We start from the raw sequence: 18,931 nt of genomic DNA, 5'->3' as shown, positions 1-18,931 counted from the left end.
TGTAAGAATTACTTTTTGGAATTTTAAGTGTTTCCAACACTTTAAAGGTTCCGTTACAAGTATTCGATATTGTTCAATTTTCAAGGTCCTGTCCGCTCAGCCTCTCGGCCGGCGACCTGTTTATTTTATCACGTCCGGTCCGTTTTGTCAAGCACTTTTTTCATCTTTTTTCAAGTGATTTTGAAGTGCTTTCATTCTTTCGGACTCTCGCGGAAGCCGCTCCGCTGGGCGCCTGAGTATAATACTACAGAGTCCGACTTTTGTCAAGCACTTTTTCCAACTTTTTTGATTTTTTCGTCCCGACTCTATTCTGGACAGAAAAAGAGCCGCCTATACACAGTACAGACGGCTCTTCTTATATAAATGGAATCAGCGGATTTCGATATTCAGCTTATACTTCAGGTTGCCCAGGATCTTCTTGACGGTCCGCTCCACCTGCTCGGCATCCATTTCCCCATGGGGATCTGCCAGAACCAGCGAGAAGGCCATGCTCTTCTTCCCTTCGCCCAGGTTCTTGCCGCGATAGATATCAAACAGGCTGACATCGGTGACCAGCGGGCTGGCCTTGCGGATGGTATCCTCAATTTCACCGCAGGTGACCGCCTCATCGCAGACCAGGGCCAGGTCGCGCTTGACCACGGGGTACGGGCTGATGGGCTGATAGTGCAGTTCGCCCTCCACGCAGCCGCTCAGAGCCTCATAGTCCAGCTCGGCCAGATAGATATTCTGGTTTTCCTTTTCATCCTTGGCGATCTTCAGTTCGGCGTTGATCTCATTGGACAGCTTGCCGAAGACGCCCAGACGCTTGCCCTTGCACCAAACCGATGCAGCAATGCCCGGGTGGAGCCATGCGGTCTCCGTCTCCCGCTCATAGGTGAAGCTGAGGCCCAGAGAGGCCGCCAGTGCCTCCAGAGCGCCCTTGACGGTGAAGAAGTCCTCACCGGGGCCGAACACGCCCATGCAGAGGGTCTGACGCTCATGGGGACGCTCGGTCAGGGGCAGTTCCTTGGGCAGATAGACGGGGGCAATCTCTGCCAGACGACCGGCAGCATTGCCTTTCTTCAGGTTGTCCACGATGACATTCAGCATGGACGGAGCCAGCATGGTCCGCATGATGGACAGATTTTCGCTGATGGGGTTCAGGATGCGGATGGCCTTGCGGGCCGCATCATCCGCCGGGATATGCAGCATATCCAGCTCCGCAGTGGAATAGAAGGCCAGCGTGGAAGCCTCATAGAAGCCCTGTCCGGCCAGCAGACGCTTGACCTTCAGGGTGCGCTTCTGCTCATCGTTCAGGCCGCCATTGGTAACAGCTGCGGTCTTCAGGAAGGTAGGCACGATATGATCGTAGCCGTACTCACGGATGACCTCCTCGGCCAGGTCGGGATAGCCCTCCACATCCTCGCGGTAGAGAGGAACGCTTACCTTCCACTGGCCGTTCTCCACGTCCACCGTGAAAGACAGACGGGTCAGAATGTCAATCATGACCTCATCCGGCACGCGGATGCCCAGCACATCGCAGATCTTCTCCGGGGTGGTGGTAATCACCTTGCGGTCGGTGGAACGGCCGTCGGTGCAGTCGAACTCCAGGGTAGTGATGTCGCCGCAGTCCAGCTGCTGGATCAGGTGCAGTGCACGAGCCAGGCCCAGCTGGGGCGAGCTGAAGTCCACGCCCTTCTCATAGCGGGCCGAGGAGTCACTGGACTGGCCCAGAGAACGGCTGGTCTTGCGGACCGAGTCGCGGGCAAAGGTGGCGCACTCGAACAGCAGGCTGGTGGTATGCTCATCCATACCCGAGTTGGCGCCGCCCATGACGCCGGCCAGAGCCACCGGCTTCTCGGCGTCGCAGATCACCAGGTTATTTTCGTTGAGGGTGAATTCCTTCTCGTCCAGGGTGACGATCTTCTCGCCGGGGCGGGCGCGGCGGACGTCAACGCAGCGGCCTGCCACCTTGTCCAGGTCGAAGGCGTGCATGGGCTGGCCGATTTCCAGCAGGGTGTGGTTGGTGATATCCACCACGTTGCTGATGGAGCGCAGGCCGCACAGGGCCAGATGCCGCTTCATCCAGCGGGGCGACTCGCCCATCCGGATATTGCGGACATAGTGGGCCATATAGCGGGGGCACAGGTCAGGGGCCTCCACCGTCACCGAAATGGGCGCATCCGGCTCACATACGGTGGTGTAATCGGTAGCGGGCATGTGCAGGGGCTTATTCAGGACGGCAGCCACCTCACGGGCGATGCCCAGGATGGACTGGCAGTCGGGGCGGTTGGCGGTGATGGAGATATCGAAAATCGAATCATCCAAGCCCACCACCGGGCAGATGTCTGCGCCGGGGACGGTGTCCTCGGGCAGAATCAGCAGACCATAGACGTCCGAGCCGGGGTACAGATCATCGTTCAGACCCAGCTCCTCGCCCGAGCAGAGCATGCCGTTGGACTCAAAGCCCTGCATCATCCGCTTTTTGATGTGGATGCCGCCGGGCAGAGTCGAGCCGTCCAGGGCGGCAGGAACATGAGCTCCCACAAAAATATTGGATGCGCCGGTGGTGATGTGGATCTCGTGGCCGTAGTCGCCGCAGTCCACCACACACTTGCTCAGGTGGGTGCCCTCCTGCTTTTCGATGGAGGTGATGACACCCACCACCACTTTGTCGATGCCGGCGGACAGGTCCACCCGCTCCTCTACTTCAAAGCCGCAGGAAAAGAGCTTCTCCTCCAGTTCCTCGGCGGTAATGTCGATATCGACCAGCTCTTTCAGCCAACTGAAAGGTACTTTCATCTTAACCCATCCTCCCTCTTATTCATGGAACTGACCCAGGAACCGCAGGTCGTTCTCAAACATCAGACCGATGTTGTTGATGCCGTATTTCAGCATGGCGATGCGCTCGATGCCGATGCCGAATGCGATGCCGGAGTAGACCTCGGGGTCGATGTTGCAGTTGCGCAGAACCTTCTGGTTCACCACGCCGCCGCCCAGAATCTCGATCCAGCCGGTGTGCTTGCAGAGGCTGCAGCCCTTACCGTGGCACTCAAAGCAGCTGACGTCCACCTCGACACTGGGCTCAGTGAAGGGGAAGTAAGAGGGACGCAGACGGGTGCGGACCTCGCTGCCGAACAGCTTCTGGACAAAGACGTCCAGCATGCCCTGCAGGTCGCAGAGATTGATCCCCTTGTCCACCACCAGGCCCTCCATCTGATGGAACATGGGGCTGTGGGTGGCGTCCGAGTCGGAACGGAAGACGCGGCCGGGAACCAGAACCTTGATGGGAGGACGCTCGGCGTCCATGGTGCGGATCTGGCCGGTGGAGGTCTGGGTCCGGAGCAGCAGCTCATCGGACAGGTAGAAGGTATCCTGCATATCCCGGGCGGGGTGATCCTTGGGGACATTCAAGCGGGTGAAGCAGTGGTCGTCGTCCTCGATCTCGGGGCCCTCGTAAATTTCAAAGCCCATGCCGGCGAAGGCGTCGATGATCTGGTTGCGGACCAGGGTCAGGGGGTGCAGACCGCCGGTGGGGCGGGTCTTGGCCGGCAGGGTGATGTCCACCGTCTCAGCGGCGTTGCGGGCGGCCAGCTCGGCCTGGTTGACCCGGACAGCGGCGGCATCGTAATCCGCCTGAACCTTCTGCTTCAGCTCGTTGATGGCCTTGCCCATGGCGGGACGCTCGGCGGCGTCCACCGTCCGCAGATTCTTCATCAGAGCGGGCACCTGCCCGTTTTTGCTCAGGTACTTCTGCCAGAACGAAGCCAGAGTTTCCTTGGAGGTGACCTGCGCCAGGTCGGCTTCGGCCTGTCTGGCCAGCTCGTCAATGATTGCCTGCATACATTTTCTCTCCTTTTTCTACAGTATCTCGTGCTTCGGGACGGAACAGAAAAAGGCCCCGTCCCCCGGCGGCCAATGGCCAGCCAAGGGACGGAGCCTCATAAAATACTCCGTGGTACCACCCAAATTCCGCGCAGGTGCGACGCTGCGCGGCACTCGAACGCCGTAACGGGGCACACCGTCCCGCACTACCGGACGGCCAAAAGCCGTCTTTCCCGCGGGCCGCTCAGGAGCGAACTTCTCCGCTGCTGCCTCCGGGGGCCCTTGCAGCCGGTGGAGCCCCTCTCTGCGCCAGGCGCACAGCGCGTACTTTCTCCGTCATCGCGTTTTTCGTGATTCGCTTTGCTTATAGTAACACAAACCGCCGGGTTTTGCAAGCCTTTCGGCGCGGGGTCTGTTACGGGGTCAGGCGGTTGGGGCCGCGGAACAGGAACATGCACTCCTTGATGGACAGGCCCACCAGCAGCATAGTCAGGCGGTCGATGCCCAGACCGAAGCCGCCGTGGGGCGGACAGCCATAGCGGAAGAACTCCAGATAGAATTCCACATCCTGGCCCAGGCCCTTCTCCTCTGCCTGCTTCTTCAGCACCTCGTAGCGGTGCTCACGCTGAGCGCCGGTGGTGATCTCCACACCGCGCCAGATCAGGTCATAGCCCTGGGGCACGCCGTTCTCGTCCCGCATGTGATAGAAGGCGCGCTTCTCTGCGTCGTAGTCGGTGACGAACAGGAACTCGTGGTTGTAGTGCTTCTTGACCCAATCGTAGCTCAGACGCTCGGCCTCGGTGGTCAGGTCGCCCTTTTCGGACTCATCCACCGTGTAGCCGAAGTCCTCCTCCAGACCCTTGTACAGGTCGGCCAGCTTGACCACCGGGAACGGAGTCTCAGGCACCACCACCGGCAGGCCAAAGGTCTCCTCGATCTCCTGGCCGTAGGCGTCCTTCACAGCCTGCAGGGCAGCCTTCAGCAGCTCTTCCTCCAGATGCATCACATCGCGGAACGAGTTGATGTAGCTGAATTCCAGGTCAAAGCCGGTGAACTCGGTGGTGTGCTTGTTGGTGTAGGACTTCTCGGCGCGGAACACGGGGCCCACCTCGAAAATCCGCTCAAAGCCGCTGGCCATAGCCATCTGCTTGTAGAACTGAGGGCTCTGGGCCAGGTAGGCGTTGCGGTCGAAGTAGTCCACCTTGAACACCTCCGAGCCGCTCTCGCTGGCAGCAGCGATCAGCTTGGGGGTGTGAATCTCGATGAAGCTCTTGTCCAGCAGATACTTGCGCATGGCGTTGACCATGACGGTCTGGGCCTTGAACATCAGCTGGTTCTCATCGGTGCGCAGGTCGATCCAGCGGTAGTCGATCCGCTGGTCGATGCTGGAGCGCTCCACCGCCTTCTTTTTCTTGGTGGCGGCGATCTCCTTGCGGACGATGGGCAGGGCGTCGGCGATGCTCTCAATCTCGATGGTCTCGGGGATCATCTCGATGCCGCCCATCTTGACGTAGTCGTTGGCCATCACCTTGCCCACCACCGTGATGACCGAGTCACCGGTCAGCTGGTCGATGGTATCCACCAGGTCGGGGTGATCCTCTTTCTCCACGGTGATCTGGAGTTTGCCGGTGATATCCTTCAGGACAATAAAGGCCATCGCCTTGCTGCTGCGAAGATTCTCAATAAAGCCCTGCACCTTGACGGTTTCGCCAATATGGCTGCGGACTTCGGAAATATAGGTTCGATCCATTCCAATCCTCCCCAATCCATGACCAGAACGCGGTCATGTTGTCGTTCTCTGGTATAACAGCTCTATTATACTGTATTTCGGGGCAAAATCAAGCGAAAATCTTTCTCCCCTGTTTCAAACCGGATTTGCGCCGCCCCCAAAACGCAGAAAAGGCACGGCTGCCCGCCCCCAAGGAGCCGCATCCGTGCCCTGTCCGTTTAAAAGTCGTTTTCCCGGCGGTCCTCCTCCAGATCGGGGGTACGGGCCGCCTTCTCCACCACGGTGGTTTCCACCCGGTGGCCGGAGACATTCTTGACGTCAATTTTCAGCCCGTAGCCTTCGCAGGAGAACTGTTCCCCCTCGTCGGGCACACGGCCCACAATCCCGCAGATCAGGCCGTTGAAGGTCTCGTGCTCGTCGGTGGGCAGCTGGACATCCAGCTCCTCGGCCACCTCTTCCAGAGAGGCCGAGCCGCGGATCTCCCAGCAGTTCTCCCCAATCTTCTGGATTTCCACCTGGCGGACGGTGTCCTCGTCGTCCATGGTGCCCACCAGTTCCTCCATCAGGTCGTGGACGGTGACGATGCCGCTCATTCCGCCGTATTCGTCGATGACGATGGCGAAATATTTCCGCTCCTGCTTCATCCGGCTGAACAGGGCATCCGCCCGGATGCCCTCCGGCACAAAGAAGGGGTTATCCACCGCATATTTCATTACCGACCGGCGGGACAAGTCGTCCAGCCGGAAATAATCCTTGGTGTTCAGCACGCCCACCACGTCGTCCTGGCTCTCACCGCACACCGGGAAGTAAGTATACAGGTGATCCCGGATAGTCTGGGCCCAGACGTCCATTTCGTCGGCCAGGTAGAGGCAGACCACATCGCGGCGGCGGGTGCTGACCTCCTCCGCGGTGGTGTCGTTCATATCAAAGACGTTCTGAATGATTTCGTTCTCGTCGTTTTCGATGGTGCCCTGCTGGCTGCCCTCCATCAGCATCATCTTGATTTCGTCCTCGGTGACCAGCTCCTGATTCTGGTTGGGGTCGATGCCCAGCAGCCGCAGCAGGCCATTGGTGGAGGCCGTCAGCAACCAGACCAGAGGAGCGCAGATTCTGGACATAAAGTACAGGACGCCGGACAGGCCCAGAGCCAGGCTTTCGCTCTCCTTCATGGCCAGACGCTTGGGCACCAGCTCACCAAAGACAATGCTGAAATAGGTCAGCACCAGGGTGATGAGAACCACCACCGCCGAGTGCACCGCACTGCGGGGCACCTGGATATTCAGGCCCAGCAGCAGGTCCACGATGGGGTCCGCAAAGTTTTCCGCCGCAAAAGCGCCGCCCAGCAGGCCGGCCAGGGTAATGGCCACCTGGATGGTGGCCAGGAATTTGGCGGGCTGACGGGTCAGGGCCATCAGCCGCTTGGCCCGTCTGTCCCCTTCCTCGGCCAGGATCTTGAGACGGGCCTCACTCATGGAAATCACTGCGATCTCCGAGCTGGCAAACAGCGCGTTGACCGCAATCAGAACGATTTGTAAAATAAAAGCGCCAATCATATTTGTTTTCTCCATTCTTTCGTCGTGATCTGCAGGAACACAAAAAGCACAGTCCGCAGCTTATTTCAAGCGCAGACTATGCTCATAAATTCATCCGATTCATAACACGCCGTGGAGAAACAAAGGCTGCCGTATGGGGATCCCCATCCGAACCGTCTTCCATGGAACTTTCACACCTCTCTTCCTGTACATATTAAGGTAATCATACCACAGCACCGAAGAGATGTCAAGACATACGATGTCAGACGGGCAGCTCGGCTCCCAGCCTGTCGGCGATGGCCTGGGGTGCCAGACCTTCGCCAATCACGATCAAAACCTCCTGTCCCTCCCGGATGGGACAGAGAGAGAAATGTTCCCGGGTGGCGTTCAGTTCCAGCCAGCCCGTCCGGGTGGGCAAAAAGCCCTTGACCCGGAAAATCCGGCCGCAGGCAGGGTCCTGCCAGAGGGCTTCCACCCGGCGGCGCAGCTCTTCCGGGGTCAGGTCCAGATGCAGGAAGTACACCGACTCAAAGCCTCCGGCCTCTGCACCCGAAAGGTTCTGCTTGCGGTAGCTGGCCTGATGCCAGCCGCAGGAGGCCAGCCGGGCAAAATCTGCGTCGTCCATCTGGTCCCATTCCTTGGCCAGAACGTCTTTCCCGTCGCTGAACCGCCGGGCACAGCCTGCAGCCTCCAGAGCGCGGTCCAGACGGGCCAGAACGGCGTCGGCCTTATCCTTGCCGGCCTCGCCGTATTTGCTGAGGATCACGCAGCCTGCCCCGGCCGCCTCGCTGGCCAGCAGGTATTCCGCCTGGGGCGAGAGATTTTCCTCCAGGGTGGCGTCCAGAACGGTGATGACGCTGCCCGGCTCATACCACCGGTCCACCGGCTCCTCACAGAGGGAGTCGAAGAACTCGTCCACGTCGTAAATCCCCGAGGGCTCCACCAAAACCCGGTCGTAGCCCAGCATCCCCATGGCAATCAGTTTGGTGCGGAACCGCCGTTTGTGGCAGTCGGCGTCGCAGCCGCCCGCGATCATTTCCAGGTCGCATTGGGGGCCTTCCAGGTCCTGCAGCAGCATCCGGTCCACGTTGACGGCGCCGTAGTCGTTCTCCAAAATTCCGATTTTCTGGCCCTGGTCCATCAGCCAGCGGGCATAGCGGCGGATCAGGGTGGTCTTGCCCGCCCCCAGGAATCCGGTAATAAGATCAATTTTTATCATATGCGTTCGCCTCCCAAAACGGCTGGTGTTGTCTGGAGCTATTATAACAGGATTCCGCCAAAACGCAACCGTCCGGGCCAGCAGCAAAACAAAAGGCCCCCGGCGGGCTTTCGCCCTGTACCGGGAGCCGAAATGGATTCAGGATGCGCTCTGCCGGGCCGGGCTGAGGCCGGTGACCCGGTTGGCGTGCTCGTTGGCACACACCATCACAATCAGAATCGCCAGCAGATAGACCGGGAACAGGCCGATGGACAGCCGTTCACTCAGCACGCCGAAGGCCGGCGGCATCAAACAGGTGCCCACATAGGCGCTGGCCATCTGCAGGCCAATCAAGGACTGGGACCGCCCTGCGCCAAACCGGGCGGGGGTGGCATGGATGACACTGGGGTAAATGGGCGCGCAGCCCAGACCCACCAGAACCAGGCCCACCTGGACGCTCCAGCTGGTGGGAAGCAGCAGGGCGGCGCAGCCCACCAGAATCACCGACTGGCCCAGACGAATCATCCGGACATCCCCCATGGCTGTGGCGACAAAGCCGCTGGCCGCCCGCCCCACCGTGATGCCCATATAGAACAGGCTCACCAGACCGGCTGCCCGCTCTGCCGACAGGCCACTGTGAAGCACCATGTAGCTGCCGGCCCACAGGCCGGCGGTCTGTTCCAGGGCGCAGTAGCAGAAGAAGCCCAGCACCGCACTTTTTGCGCCCGGGATGCGAGCCACCTGCCGCAGGCTGAGGACCTCGGATTTCTCCTCTTCCCCGCTGGAACCTGCGCCCGGCTGCCGCTTCCACAGGGGCAGGCTGAACACCAGCACCGCCGTCAGAACAAGCTGCATCAGGGAGATCAGACGGTAGCCCATCTGCCATCCCTGGCCCCCCGACAGGGCGTAGCTGATGAGGTTGGGGCCCACCAGAGTGCCCACGCCCCACATGCAGTGGAGCCAGCTCATATGGCGGCTGGCGTAGTGCAGGGCCACATAGTTGTTGAGGGCGGCGTCCACACTGCCGGCCCCCAGACCATAGGGCACCGCCCACAGGCAGAGCATCCAGAACGAGGACGCGGTGGAAAAGCCGAACAGGGCCAGCGCCGTCATGGCCACGCTGCAGGCCGTCACCCGGCCGGGGCCCAGCTTGTGGGTCAGGCGGTCGCTGTTGAGGCTGGAGACGATGGTCCCCGCCGAAATAATCATCGAGATGATGCCGGCATAGGACACCGGCACCCCCAGTTCTCCGTAAATGGACGGCCAGGCCGAGCCCAAGAGCGAATCGGGCAGGCCCAGGCTGATGAACGCCAGATAAATGACGCCAAGCAAAAGATGTACCATGCAATTTCCTCCTGATTGATTTGACCGCATTTAGGATACAGCCAAAGACCCCTTGATTCAATCGGAAAAGCGCCTTATACTATAAAAAAACCGACCAAAAGGAGGACATCATGAGTCTGAAAGCCTGCGGCATCAACCCCTACCTGAACATCACGCCCCAGCGCCGGGAGCTGCAGCCCCACGGCACCCTGGACTTTCCCTGCGGGGGCTACGCCGAATGTTATACCTCTGCTCCCGACCGCGCCCTGCCCTGGCACTGGCACGACGATCTGGAAATCATCTACATCCTGTCAGGCGAAATGACCGCCGAAATCCCGGGCCAGTGTTATCACCTGGCCGCCGGGGACTGCATCGCCTTCAACAGCGGGGTGCTGCACTGCGGCAGCACCGACACCGTCTGCCATATCCGCTCGATGGTGTTCAGTCCCAGCCTGGTGACCGGCGGCAAAGATACCGCCTTTGCCAAAAAGTACCTCTCCCCTCTCACCAGCTGCGGCGCATTCCGGGCCTGGGTCTTTGACCCCATCACCGAGGCCGACGCCATCCAGCAGTTCGTGACCGCCTATCAGGCTCTGGACCAGAAAACTCCCGGCTATGAGTTCGAGGTGCGGGACAAGCTGTCCGCCGTCTGCATGGCTCTCTGCCGGCGGTTTGCCGACAGCCTTGACCAGTCCGGAACCTCCCGCCGCAACCAGAACGAGGCCCGGGTCCAGCAGATGCTGGCCTTCATGCAGGAAAACTTTTCCCACAATATCACGGTGGCGGATGTCGCCGGGGCGGCGGGCATCGGCGAGCGGGAATGTCTCCGCTGCTTCCAGAAAACCATCCACATCCCGCCCATGCAGTATCTGCTGAAATACCGCATCATGCGGGGCGCCGAGGCCCTGTTGACCCGTCCCACCGCCACCATCGCTCAGGTGGCGGTGTCCTGCGGATTTGACAGCCCCAGCAACTTCTCCCAGCACTTCCGGCGGTTCTACAGCTGCACCCCGCGGGAATACCGTCTGCGCGGCCGGGAAAAATCCGAATAAAAAGCGGCAGAGCGCGCCTTTCCAGGGCAGCTCTGCCGTTTTGTTTGCTGTTTTGGGTGCCGGTCCCGGGCTTATTCCGCGAAATAAGCGTTCTGGATGGCCAGCAGCACACCGGCGCGGCTGGCGGCAAAGTTCAGGCCGCCCTGCAGATAGCAGGTGTAGGGGGCCCGCATGGGGCCGTCGCAGCTCAGCTCAATGGTGCTGCCCTGGGTGAAGCTGCCGCTGGCCATAATCACCTCGTCGGTGTAGCCCGGTTCGGGGCAGGGTTCGGGAGCAGCATAGCTGTCCACCGGGCTGGCGGCCTGGATGCCGCGGCAGAAGCCCACCAGAGCCTCAGCGGTGCCGGCATCAAAGCAGGTCACAATGTCGTTGTGGTCGTCGCAGTAGCGGGGCACCGGCTTTTTGCCCACCAGTTCCAGCAGGCACTGGGCATAAATGGCGGTCTTGATAGCCTCGCAGACCACGCCGGGGGCGTAGTAGAAGCCCATGTACATCTCCCGGGGAGTGTCCAGGGTGCAGCCCAGCTCTTTGCCCAGGCCGGGGGCGTTGAGACGGTAGGCACACTGTTCCACCAGGTCCCGGCGGCCCGCAATATAGCCGCCGGTGGGGGCGATGCCGCCGCCGGGGTTCTTGATGAAGCTGCCGGCGATCAGGTCGGCGCCCACCTGGCAGGGCTCCTGGGTCTGGGTGAACTCGCCGTAGCAGTTGTCCACAAAGACAATGATATCCGGGTTGGTGGAGCGGGCCGCCTGGGCCACCTTGCGGATGGTCTCCAGGTCAAAGGCGTTGCGCTGCATATAGCCGCGGCTGCGCTGGATGTGGCAGACCTTGGCCCGGGGAGCCGCCGCCGCAATGGCGTCGTAGTCGGGGGTGAAGTCCTCCTTCAGGGGCACTTCCTCATACTGGATGCCGTAGTCGGTGAGGGTGCCGGTGCCCTTCCCCTTCCCTTCAATGCCGATGACCCCTTCCAGGGTGTCGTAGGGGCGGCCGGTGGCAGCCAGCAGGGTATCCCCTGCCCGCAGCAGGCCAAACAGGGCCACCGCCAGAGTATGGGTGCCGCTCATGAACTGGCTGCGGACCAGAGCGTCCTCACAGCCCATGGCCTGGGCAAAAATCTGCTCCAGTTTGGCCCGGCCGGTGTCCCACAGGCCGTAGCCGGTGGTACCCAGCATATCGGTGGCGGACATCTGGTTATCGGCGAAAGCACGCAGCATTTTCAGCTGGTTGAAGTCCCGCACTTCCTCCGCCTGGCGGAAATAGGGCGCACAGAGTTCCATGGCCTTCTGGTCCAGCGCCAGGACCTCGGGCTTGTAGTCAAAAAAGCGTTCAAGCATAGGGTATGTTCAGTTTTCCTTTCCAATTTGGTTTGGCTGGCAGCGGGTCAGGACCCCAATCTGTTCCATCCCCAGCCGCTGATAGAAACGGACCCGCTCAGGCCGGCACATCAGGCTGACGTCCAGCCCTTCCGCGGCCAGGGTATTGGCCAGGGAGGCAATGAGCCGCCCGCCCACGCCGCGGCCCCGCAGAGATTCCGCGGCGCATCCGCAGGCCAGATAAGCCTTCCCGCCCCAGATGGCATAAGCGCCCACGGTGGCGGCGATGGTCTCCCCGTCCATCAGGGCCCAGACCCGGGCCAGGCCCCGGTTCCGCTTGGTGCACAGGGCCGAATAGTAGTCCTCCCGCTGTTGGGTCTGGTCCGGGTAGAGAAACCGGGCCAGCGCCCCCGCCGGGGGCTCGGTGTCCAGCCGGAGGCGGGCCCAGAGGCTTTCCTCCGCCGATGGCAGGGGCAGCCGGTTCCCTGCTGCCAGGGCAAAGCAGTACACCGGCTCGGCCGGGCTCCATCCCGCCGGGGGCGGACCGTCGGTGATGAGGGACCGGCAGCCGCAGAACCCCAGAAACGAGGCCAGTTCCTCCGGGTTGGCGCCGCCGGCAGCCAGAACATCGGGGCCGCCGATGTCCATGGCCAGAGACGGCCCGGCATAGAACCGGCCGGGCTGGCTGCGGCCAAAGAGGGCCTGTTCCATGGGCAGCAGGGTTTCGAGACAAGGCACGCCCCGGCAGGCGCGGCGGAATCGCTTTTTTCCTGCCGGGGTGCTGATGCGGGCAATCACAGCCCCTTCACAATCTCCTTGAAGTGACGGCCCCGGACCTCAAAGTTGGGGTAAACGTCAAAGGATGCGCTGGCGGGCGACAGGCTGACAATGTCGCCGGGCTTTGCCGCGCCGCGGGCCAGAGCCACTGCGTCCTCCATGCTGTCGGCGTGGAGGATTTCCAGGCCGCTCTCGGCGAAGCCGGGCTCCTCCCGCACTGCCTTTTCAATCCGGGGACCCGTGGCGCCCATCAGGACCAGAACCTTGACGTGGGCCAGCAGTTCGGGAGCCAGGGGCTCATAGGGGATTTTCTTGTCGTAGCCGCCGGCGATCAGGATGATCTTCTGGTCAAAGCTCCGCAGGCCGGCAATGGTGCGGGTGGGGCTGGTGGCGATGGAGTCGTTATAATAGGTGACGCCGTCCAGCACACGCACCGGCTCGATCCGGTGTTCCACACCGGTAAAGGTGCTGCCCACCTTCTGGATGGCCTCCACCGGCACGCGGCCCCATACGGCAGCCGCGGCGGCCAGCAGGTTCTCGATGTTGTGCAGGCCCCGCAGCTTGACGTCCTTCTGGGCCAGGAAGGGGGTCACCACCCCGTTCTCGGCCATGCAGAGCATCCCGTCTTCCCGCAGGAAAGCGCCGTTATCAGTCTCGTGCAGGCGGGTGAACCAGACCTGTTCTCCCTTGCAGTCGGCCTGCATGGCGCGGGTGATGTCGTTCTCATAGCCCAGGACGGCGCGGCAGGGGGGCACCTGATGAATTAGAATGTTCCGCTTGGCGTCGATGTATTCCTGCATATCCTTGTGGTGGTCCAGGTGGTTGGGGGTCACGTTGGTGACCACCGCCACCTTGGAGCTCTTGCGCATGCTGATGAGCTGGAAGCTGGACAGCTCCACCACCGCCACGTCGTCGGGAGACACGTCGGGCAGCATGGGCAGCAGTGCCGCGCCAATGTTGCCGCCCAGGTGAACCCGGCGGCCCGCCGCCTTGAAGAACTCGCTGATCAGAGTGGTGGTGGTGGTCTTGCCGTCGCTGCCGGTCACCGCCACAATCTCACAAGGGCAGAAATCAAAGAAGAGTTCCACCTCGCTGGTGACCATGGTCCCTGCTGCGATGGCGTCCTGAAGGGGCTTCTGGTAATATTCAAAGCCGGGGGTGCGCAGGATGATGTCCTGGCCCTTGAATCCATCCATATAGCCCTCGCCCAGGCTCAGATGGATGCCCAGCCGGCGGATGGTGTCGGCGTAGTCGCCGAACTCCTCCACCGTTTTCTTCTTGTCACAGAGGGTCACCTCGGCGCCCAGGCCCACAAACTCTTCAATCAGGGTCTTGTGGCTGACGCCTGCGCCGATGAAGGCGACCTTTTTCCCGCGCACCAGCGCGGCAAGCTGCTGCTGTTCCTTCTGCATAACCAAATCCTCCCGGGGGCAGCCGCCCCCTATCTGTCAGAAATTCAGACACACGGCCTATTATATCCCTTTTCGCCCCGCTTGGCAACGAAAATCCCAAAACAAGGCGCAAAAGCCTGTTGTCTTTTCAAACCGTTTCTGCTACACTTGACCCAGAGCAGTATGGGAAGGATTTCGGCGTGGGTACGCGCCTGCGCCTTTTCTTCCCAAAGCGTCGTCCCCGGCGCCCTGCTTTTCTTTATGCCATCGCGGGCCGCCGTATCCCGGCCGCCCGGGCATCTTTTCCCCTGCCGGCAGACTTCCGGGGATATTCGCCGGGCCGGTTACATAGAGTTTCAGTGCACAGCACTTGGAGATACAGAAAGGACATTCGCCTTGAAACGCACCTTGATTCGTTTTTTTGCCGTCGTTTTTGCCGTGGTTATGCTTTTGCCCCTGACCGGGTGTACCCAGGGATCGGGCGTCAACAGCTTCACCTGGTTTGTGGATGAGATCCCCGCCAACCTTGACCCCCAGATTGCCTCTGCTCCCGAGGACGTGATCGCCTGCACCAACCTGTACGGCGGTCTGGTGCGGCTGGACGCCGAGGGCCAGACCCAAAACGACCTCTGCGAGAGCTGGAAGGTCTCGGCCGACGGGCTGACCTACACCTTTTATTTGAAGTCCGGCCTGACCTACAAGGCCACCAACGGCGAAACCACCACCTATGCCATCACCGCCGAGGACTTTGTCTACGCCTTCCAGCGGATGTTCTCCCCCGAGACCCGCTCCCCCTATGCGGTGGAGTTTTCGGCCATTCAGGGGGCGGACATGGCCCTGGCGGGGCTGATCAGCCCCGAGAAAATCGGGGTCACCGCCACCGACACCCTGACTCTGGTGTTCACCCTGTCTGAGCCGGACGACGATTTCATCCACAAGCTGGCCCTGCCCGGCGCCATGCCCTGCGACGAGGAATTTTTCCTGAGCACCGGGGGCAGCTACGGCCTCACCAGCGACACCACCCTCTCCAGCGGCAGCTTTTACCTGTACAACTGGACTTCCGGCGGCCTGTTCCTGCGGCGGGATGTGAGCGGCGGCCTGGTGGACTCTCTGCGTCTGGTCCAGAACACCGGCTCAGTCCAGTCCGCCGAGGATCTGATCCTCAACGAGCGGTGCACCGCTGTTTTGGACACTTCCGACGCAGCCACCAGCCTGCGTTCCCTCAGCTATTCCGACACCACCTGGTGCCTTCTGTTCAACACCCAGAACGCCGCCCTCTCCTCCACCGAGCTGCGGCAGGCGCTGGCCTCGGCGGCGCGCCAGGCCATGCCTCTGACCGTCAACACCACCATTTATGCCACGGCCACCGGTCTTATTCCCGACGGGCTGACGGTGGGCAGTGTGGATTACCGGGAGACCGCCGGGGACCCCATTCCCTCGCTGGGCAACGCCTATAATCTCTACCGGGCGGCCCGGCAGACGGTGTCCAGCTCGGACCTGATGGGCATTACGGTTCTGGTCCCCCAAGAGGCCGGCCTGACCCAGGCGGTGGAAGCCATCAACAGCGTCTGGCAGCGGGAGCTGTCCCTGTTCTTCTCCATTGAGGAAGTTCCCCAGGAGGATTTTCAGGAGCGGATGGACGACGGCGACTACACCATCGCCATCGCCCCGGCGACCTGCACCGACGGCAGTGTCTACACGGTGCTGCGCAGTTTCTCTGCCGACGGCCTGTGCCATTACGACGACATCACCTACGAAACCCTGCTGGCCCAGAGTGCAGCGGCCGCCAGCAGCTCCGCCCGTTGTGAACTGCTGGCCCAGTGTGAGCGGCATCTGCTGGAATCCTGCGCCGTGGTTCCCCTCTTTGCCCAGCAAAAGCGCCTGCTGCTGGCCGACGGCGTGGACGGTCTGGTGTTTGACCCCTACGGCCCTGTGCTGGATCTGACCTGGACCACCAAACAGTAACACATCAAAAACAGCTTCACCCCGCCGGGAGGTGAAGCTGTTTTTCTTGTTTTAATGGTTCTTTTGTCCGCTGAAAAAGGCCAGCGCCAGACAGAGGGCGATCCCGGCCAGAAACGGTACAGCGTAAAGGAATGCTACGCCAGTGGGGGCGCTATAGCCGGCGTATCGAATCCCCCACAGCATATCGCTGTAGGCAAAGCCCACCACAGCGCACATCACCACCGACAGCAGCACCGCCAGAACCAGCCAAAACATCCAAAGCCGCCGCACGCAAACACCTCCCATCTTCTCACTCCACCGTAAAAATTTCCTCAATGGTCACCCCGAACACCTTGGCAATGTTCCACGCAAGAACCAGGGAGGGGTTGTACTTTCCTTTTTCCAGATTGCCGATGGTTTCCCGCCGGACGCCCACCAGATTGGCCAGGTCCTCCTGCTTCATGTTGAAACGGGCCCGGTACTCCTTGATTTTATTCCGGATCATGCCCCAGCCCCCAGCTTTCTTTCATCTGATAGTAGGCAACCGACAGCGCCTGCACCGCCACCGCGGCCGCCCAGCCGGACAGGATGCCATACAGCAGCGCCTCCCCTGCCGGCAGTCCCCGCAGCATACACACCGCCGCCACGCAGCCTGTCACCAGCATATCCCAGTAGAACGCCCGGGCCGCCGATTTGTTCATGTATTCCTTCAGCATTTCATCCGAAGCGAGGAAAAAATACCGAAAATCCACCGCGAAGGCAAAGAACGCCAGAAAGGCGCGGTGTTCTGTAAAAATCCCAACAAAGCCCAACAGGGACAAAAACCCCAGCAGCCCTTCGGTATAACATCTCGATTTCATGACAAAACCTCCTCAATGTGGTATTTTTCGCTCTTCATGTTATAAATATACCACACGACACAAAAGTTGTCAATCAAGCAGGGTGTACATAACTGCACCGGCAACCACTAAGATTAGTTTGCAGGGACCATGTAGAAATACATGGCACCCCGCAAGCTAATTTTTTTATGCCAGAAAAGAGGTGAAATCATGGCAAGCTACGCTTTCGCCACTCTCCAGGCCCGGCAAAAGCTCCAGGAGCTCTGGGAGCAAGGCATGGCGGTCAAGGACATGTCCACCGCCCTGGAGGTCCCCCTGTCCACTCTCTACACGGAACTGCGCCGGGGCCGCTCCGGGGACCGCCTCCCTGACCAACGATTGCAATATGACGCCTCCCTTGCCCAGCTCAGGATGCAGCAGGAACTTGAGCGGCGGGGAAAGCAGAGCCGCTAAGAGATGCACCCGCTTTTCACAAAATCAAAGGAGGCACACCATGAAACCCATTATTTTGAGGACACGGGCCAGCACCGATGAGTGCATCGGCACCGTCCGGCTCACCCCGGAGGCGGAGAAAGTTGTCAGGCGGCTCCGCTTTAAGACCGGATTGCCCATCCGCCAGATTGTTTCTGAAATCATCGTCCAGGCGGAAAGCCTCATTGACATTTCCGGGGACGATGACGAGGACGAAACCGAACAATAAGGAGGACATACCAATGAAAACCCCTGTTTTGAACATCGCCACCGGCAAGACCGTGGACTATCACGGGGAGCCCTGCCTGGTGCTGGAGCACCGCAAGGACGGCACCCTCATGCTGCACCTGGACCAGATGACCCACGCCTTTGGCAGCACCAACAACTTTGCCGCCAGCTCTCTGCGGGCCCACCTCAATGGTCCCTACCTGCGGAGCCTCACGGACGGCAACCCCGATGAGATCATCACCCGCACCGTGGACCTCACCGCTCTCAACGGCTCCAAAGAGTACGGCACCTGTGAGTGCAAGGTGGCCCCGCTCACCCTGGATGAGCTCCGCAAGTACCATGACATCCTGCCCCTGCCGGAGCGCTTTGAGTGGTCCGTCACCCCCTGGAGCACCCCCAAGGTCAATGAGGATGAAACCTGGGTCATGGGCCTGAACTCCGATGGCGATATCGGCGGCAACGGCTGCGACTACTCCGACGGGTCCCGCCCCGCTTTCCTCATTCCCTCCTCCCTCACCGTGGAGGTTGAGGACACCAACCCCCTGGAACAGTACAGCATCCGTGAGCTGGCGGAGGAGCTTTTCCGCCGCATCAACAGCTAAGGGGTGAGCTCCATGGCCACCCATGAAACCACCCGGGGAGCTGCCAGGCGGAAACACCGCCGCAACTATGGCCCGGTCATCATCCTGGCGCTGGTGTGCGCCGCCATTTTCACCGCTGGTTATTGCGTGGGGGTGAGGGCCGCTGACAAAGCGGTCCCCACTCTCCCGGAGCCGGTCCTGGAAAGCACCAGCACGCCGGAGCCCGCCGATGAGCCAAGCGTGACCCCCTCCACGGAGGAGGTCCTCTGGCGGGATGACATAGTGACAGACGGCAACCTCCTGGACTATGACCTCCAGGTGACCATGCAGGCCTGTTGTGAGGAGTACGGCGTCCCATACGCTCTGGCGCTGGCCGTGGCCGATGTGGAAAGCCGCTTTGACCCGGATGCCGCCAGCAGCACCAATGACTATGGCCTCATGCAAATCAACAAGGTCAATCATGGGTGGCTCCTGGAGCAAGGGATTGACCCCATGACACCAGCCGGAAACATTGAGGCCGGTGTCCTGTTCCTCTCCGACTACCTCACCGCCTACGGGGACCCGGAAATGGCCATCATGGCCTACAACTGCGGCCCCTCCGGCGCTCAAAAGCTGTGGGCCTCTGGTACATACCACACGGAGCACTCCATCAAGGTCATGGACCGCTTTGACTACTGGACAAGCATTTTGGAGGACTGAGCCATGCCGTATTACTGGACCTGCCCCTATTGTGGGGCCAACCTGGACCC

18 protein-coding genes are annotated in these 18,931 nt (G+C 60.9%); 6 read left to right on the top strand and 12 right to left on the bottom strand.

Features of this window, described 5'->3' with window-relative positions; all coding sequences use genetic code 11:
* Positions 1-369: 369 nt before the first annotated feature.
* The 6 genes from pheT to B5F27_RS10530 all read right to left on the bottom strand — a co-directional run bounded on the left by pheT (position 370) and on the right by B5F27_RS10530 (position 9,607).
* On the bottom strand, positions 370-2,781 hold the full coding sequence (gene pheT / locus B5F27_RS10555; RefSeq protein ID WP_087367408.1) for a phenylalanine--tRNA ligase subunit beta: 2,412 nt from the start codon (positions 2,779-2,781) through the stop codon (positions 370-372).
* 18 nt (positions 2,782-2,799) lie between these two features.
* Positions 2,800-3,822: a phenylalanine--tRNA ligase subunit alpha gene (gene pheS / locus B5F27_RS10550; RefSeq protein WP_087248758.1), complete on the bottom strand. Its 1,023-nt coding sequence runs from the start codon at positions 3,820-3,822 to the stop codon at positions 2,800-2,802.
* A 397-nt stretch (positions 3,823-4,219) separates the two neighbouring features.
* On the bottom strand, positions 4,220-5,554 hold the full coding sequence (gene aspS, locus B5F27_RS10545) for an aspartate--tRNA(Asn) ligase (protein ID WP_087367405.1): 1,335 nt from the start codon (positions 5,552-5,554) through the stop codon (positions 4,220-4,222).
* Positions 5,555-5,751: 197 nt separating this feature from the next.
* Entirely contained in the window at positions 5,752-7,086 is a 1,335-nt protein-coding gene (locus B5F27_RS10540; protein ID WP_087367402.1) for a hemolysin family protein, read from the bottom strand.
* Between the two features lie 241 nt (positions 7,087-7,327).
* Positions 7,328-8,284: a GTP-binding protein gene (locus B5F27_RS10535; protein WP_087367399.1), complete on the bottom strand. Its 957-nt coding sequence runs from the start codon at positions 8,282-8,284 to the stop codon at positions 7,328-7,330.
* Positions 8,285-8,422: 138 nt separating this feature from the next.
* Entirely contained in the window at positions 8,423-9,607 is a 1,185-nt protein-coding gene (locus B5F27_RS10530) for an MFS transporter (protein WP_087367397.1), read from the bottom strand.
* A 110-nt stretch (positions 9,608-9,717) separates the two neighbouring features.
* On the opposite strand from B5F27_RS10530, the gene B5F27_RS10525 reads away from it, so the two are divergent.
* On the top strand, positions 9,718-10,638 hold the full coding sequence (locus tag B5F27_RS10525; RefSeq protein WP_087367394.1) for an AraC family transcriptional regulator: 921 nt from the start codon (positions 9,718-9,720) through the stop codon (positions 10,636-10,638).
* A gap of 71 nt (positions 10,639-10,709) precedes the next feature.
* Here the strand turns inward: B5F27_RS10525 and B5F27_RS10520 are convergent, their stop codons facing one another.
* From B5F27_RS10520 to murD, 3 genes are read right to left on the bottom strand one after another with little or no spacing between them, the layout of a single operon-like run.
* Entirely contained in the window at positions 10,710-11,972 is a 1,263-nt protein-coding gene (locus B5F27_RS10520) for a methionine gamma-lyase family protein (RefSeq protein WP_087367391.1), read from the bottom strand.
* A gap of 9 nt (positions 11,973-11,981) precedes the next feature.
* The gene (locus B5F27_RS10515) at positions 11,982-12,749 is read right to left on the bottom strand and encodes a GNAT family N-acetyltransferase (protein WP_087367388.1); all 768 of its coding nucleotides are present in this window, start codon (positions 12,747-12,749) and stop codon (positions 11,982-11,984) included.
* A complete protein-coding gene (murD, locus tag B5F27_RS10510; RefSeq protein WP_087367385.1) occupies positions 12,746-14,140 on the bottom strand; it encodes a UDP-N-acetylmuramoyl-L-alanine--D-glutamate ligase in 1,395 nt (464 codons plus the stop codon). The genes B5F27_RS10515 and murD overlap by 4 nt, the downstream gene beginning before the upstream one ends.
* A gap of 375 nt (positions 14,141-14,515) precedes the next feature.
* On the opposite strand from murD, the gene B5F27_RS10505 reads away from it, so the two are divergent.
* A complete protein-coding gene (locus B5F27_RS10505; RefSeq protein ID WP_242962163.1) occupies positions 14,516-16,084 on the top strand; it encodes a peptide ABC transporter substrate-binding protein in 1,569 nt (522 codons plus the stop codon).
* A 51-nt stretch (positions 16,085-16,135) separates the two neighbouring features.
* Here the strand turns inward: B5F27_RS10505 and B5F27_RS10500 are convergent, their stop codons facing one another.
* Genes B5F27_RS10500 through B5F27_RS10490 form a run of 3 tightly spaced genes read right to left on the bottom strand, consistent with a single transcriptional unit; the run spans position 16,136 to position 16,923 of the window.
* The gene (locus B5F27_RS10500; RefSeq protein WP_087367380.1) at positions 16,136-16,339 is read right to left on the bottom strand and encodes a hypothetical protein; all 204 of its coding nucleotides are present in this window, start codon (positions 16,337-16,339) and stop codon (positions 16,136-16,138) included.
* A 34-nt stretch (positions 16,340-16,373) separates the two neighbouring features.
* Positions 16,374-16,568: a helix-turn-helix transcriptional regulator gene (locus B5F27_RS10495; RefSeq protein WP_087248738.1), complete on the bottom strand. Its 195-nt coding sequence runs from the start codon at positions 16,566-16,568 to the stop codon at positions 16,374-16,376.
* Positions 16,555-16,923 (bottom strand): DUF3796 domain-containing protein, encoded by a 369-nt coding sequence (locus tag B5F27_RS10490; protein WP_087248736.1) that lies wholly within the window; start codon positions 16,921-16,923, stop codon positions 16,555-16,557. The genes B5F27_RS10495 and B5F27_RS10490 overlap by 14 nt, the downstream gene beginning before the upstream one ends.
* Positions 16,924-17,112: 189 nt before the next feature.
* Between B5F27_RS10490 and B5F27_RS10485 the strand changes: the two genes are divergently transcribed.
* Genes B5F27_RS10485 through B5F27_RS10470 form a run of 4 tightly spaced genes read left to right on the top strand, consistent with a single transcriptional unit; the run spans position 17,113 to position 18,881 of the window.
* Complete coding sequence (locus B5F27_RS10485) at positions 17,113-17,355, top strand: hypothetical protein (RefSeq protein ID WP_087367377.1); 243 nt, start codon at positions 17,113-17,115, stop codon at positions 17,353-17,355.
* Between the two features lie 40 nt (positions 17,356-17,395).
* Positions 17,396-17,602 carry a hypothetical protein gene (locus B5F27_RS10480; RefSeq protein ID WP_071433482.1) on the top strand — a complete coding sequence of 69 codons (207 nt, stop codon included), beginning with the start codon at positions 17,396-17,398 and terminating at the stop codon, positions 17,600-17,602.
* A gap of 13 nt (positions 17,603-17,615) precedes the next feature.
* Entirely contained in the window at positions 17,616-18,203 is a 588-nt protein-coding gene (locus B5F27_RS10475; protein ID WP_087367373.1) for a hypothetical protein, read from the top strand.
* Positions 18,204-18,215: 12 nt separating this feature from the next.
* Complete coding sequence (locus tag B5F27_RS10470; protein WP_071433478.1) at positions 18,216-18,881, top strand: lytic transglycosylase domain-containing protein; 666 nt, start codon at positions 18,216-18,218, stop codon at positions 18,879-18,881.
* Positions 18,882-18,931 lie beyond the last annotated feature (50 nt).

The sequence above is a fragment of the Faecalibacterium sp. An192 genome, assembly GCF_002160175.1.
Lineage (GTDB): Bacteria > Bacillota > Clostridia > Oscillospirales > Ruminococcaceae > Faecalibacterium.
This window is presented reverse-complemented; position numbering and strand designations above follow the sequence as displayed.

Coding starts and splice junctions, on each gene's coding strand:
- B5F27_RS10470 (WP_071433478.1), top strand. CDS start 18,216: ATGGCCACCCATGAAACCACCCGGGGAGCTGCCAGGCGGAAACACCGC.
- B5F27_RS10520 (WP_087367391.1), bottom strand. CDS start 11,972: ATGCTTGAACGCTTTTTTGACTACAAGCCCGAGGTCCTGGCGCTGGAC.
- B5F27_RS10495 (WP_087248738.1), bottom strand. CDS start 16,568: ATGATCCGGAATAAAATCAAGGAGTACCGGGCCCGTTTCAACATGAAG.
- B5F27_RS10540 (WP_087367402.1), bottom strand. CDS start 7,086: ATGATTGGCGCTTTTATTTTACAAATCGTTCTGATTGCGGTCAACGCG.
- pheT (WP_087367408.1), bottom strand. CDS start 2,781: ATGAAAGTACCTTTCAGTTGGCTGAAAGAGCTGGTCGATATCGACATT.
- B5F27_RS10475 (WP_087367373.1), top strand. CDS start 17,616: ATGAAAACCCCTGTTTTGAACATCGCCACCGGCAAGACCGTGGACTAT.
- pheS (WP_087248758.1), bottom strand. CDS start 3,822: ATGCAGGCAATCATTGACGAGCTGGCCAGACAGGCCGAAGCCGACCTG.
- B5F27_RS10485 (WP_087367377.1), top strand. CDS start 17,113: ATGGCAAGCTACGCTTTCGCCACTCTCCAGGCCCGGCAAAAGCTCCAG.
- murD (WP_087367385.1), bottom strand. CDS start 14,140: ATGCAGAAGGAACAGCAGCAGCTTGCCGCGCTGGTGCGCGGGAAAAAG.
- B5F27_RS10500 (WP_087367380.1), bottom strand. CDS start 16,339: ATGTTTTGGCTGGTTCTGGCGGTGCTGCTGTCGGTGGTGATGTGCGCT.
- B5F27_RS10490 (WP_087248736.1), bottom strand. CDS start 16,923: ATGAAATCGAGATGTTATACCGAAGGGCTGCTGGGGTTTTTGTCCCTG.
- aspS (WP_087367405.1), bottom strand. CDS start 5,554: ATGGATCGAACCTATATTTCCGAAGTCCGCAGCCATATTGGCGAAACC.
- B5F27_RS10535 (WP_087367399.1), bottom strand. CDS start 8,284: ATGATAAAAATTGATCTTATTACCGGATTCCTGGGGGCGGGCAAGACC.
- B5F27_RS10525 (WP_087367394.1), top strand. CDS start 9,718: ATGAGTCTGAAAGCCTGCGGCATCAACCCCTACCTGAACATCACGCCC.
- B5F27_RS10480 (WP_071433482.1), top strand. CDS start 17,396: ATGAAACCCATTATTTTGAGGACACGGGCCAGCACCGATGAGTGCATC.
- B5F27_RS10530 (WP_087367397.1), bottom strand. CDS start 9,607: ATGGTACATCTTTTGCTTGGCGTCATTTATCTGGCGTTCATCAGCCTG.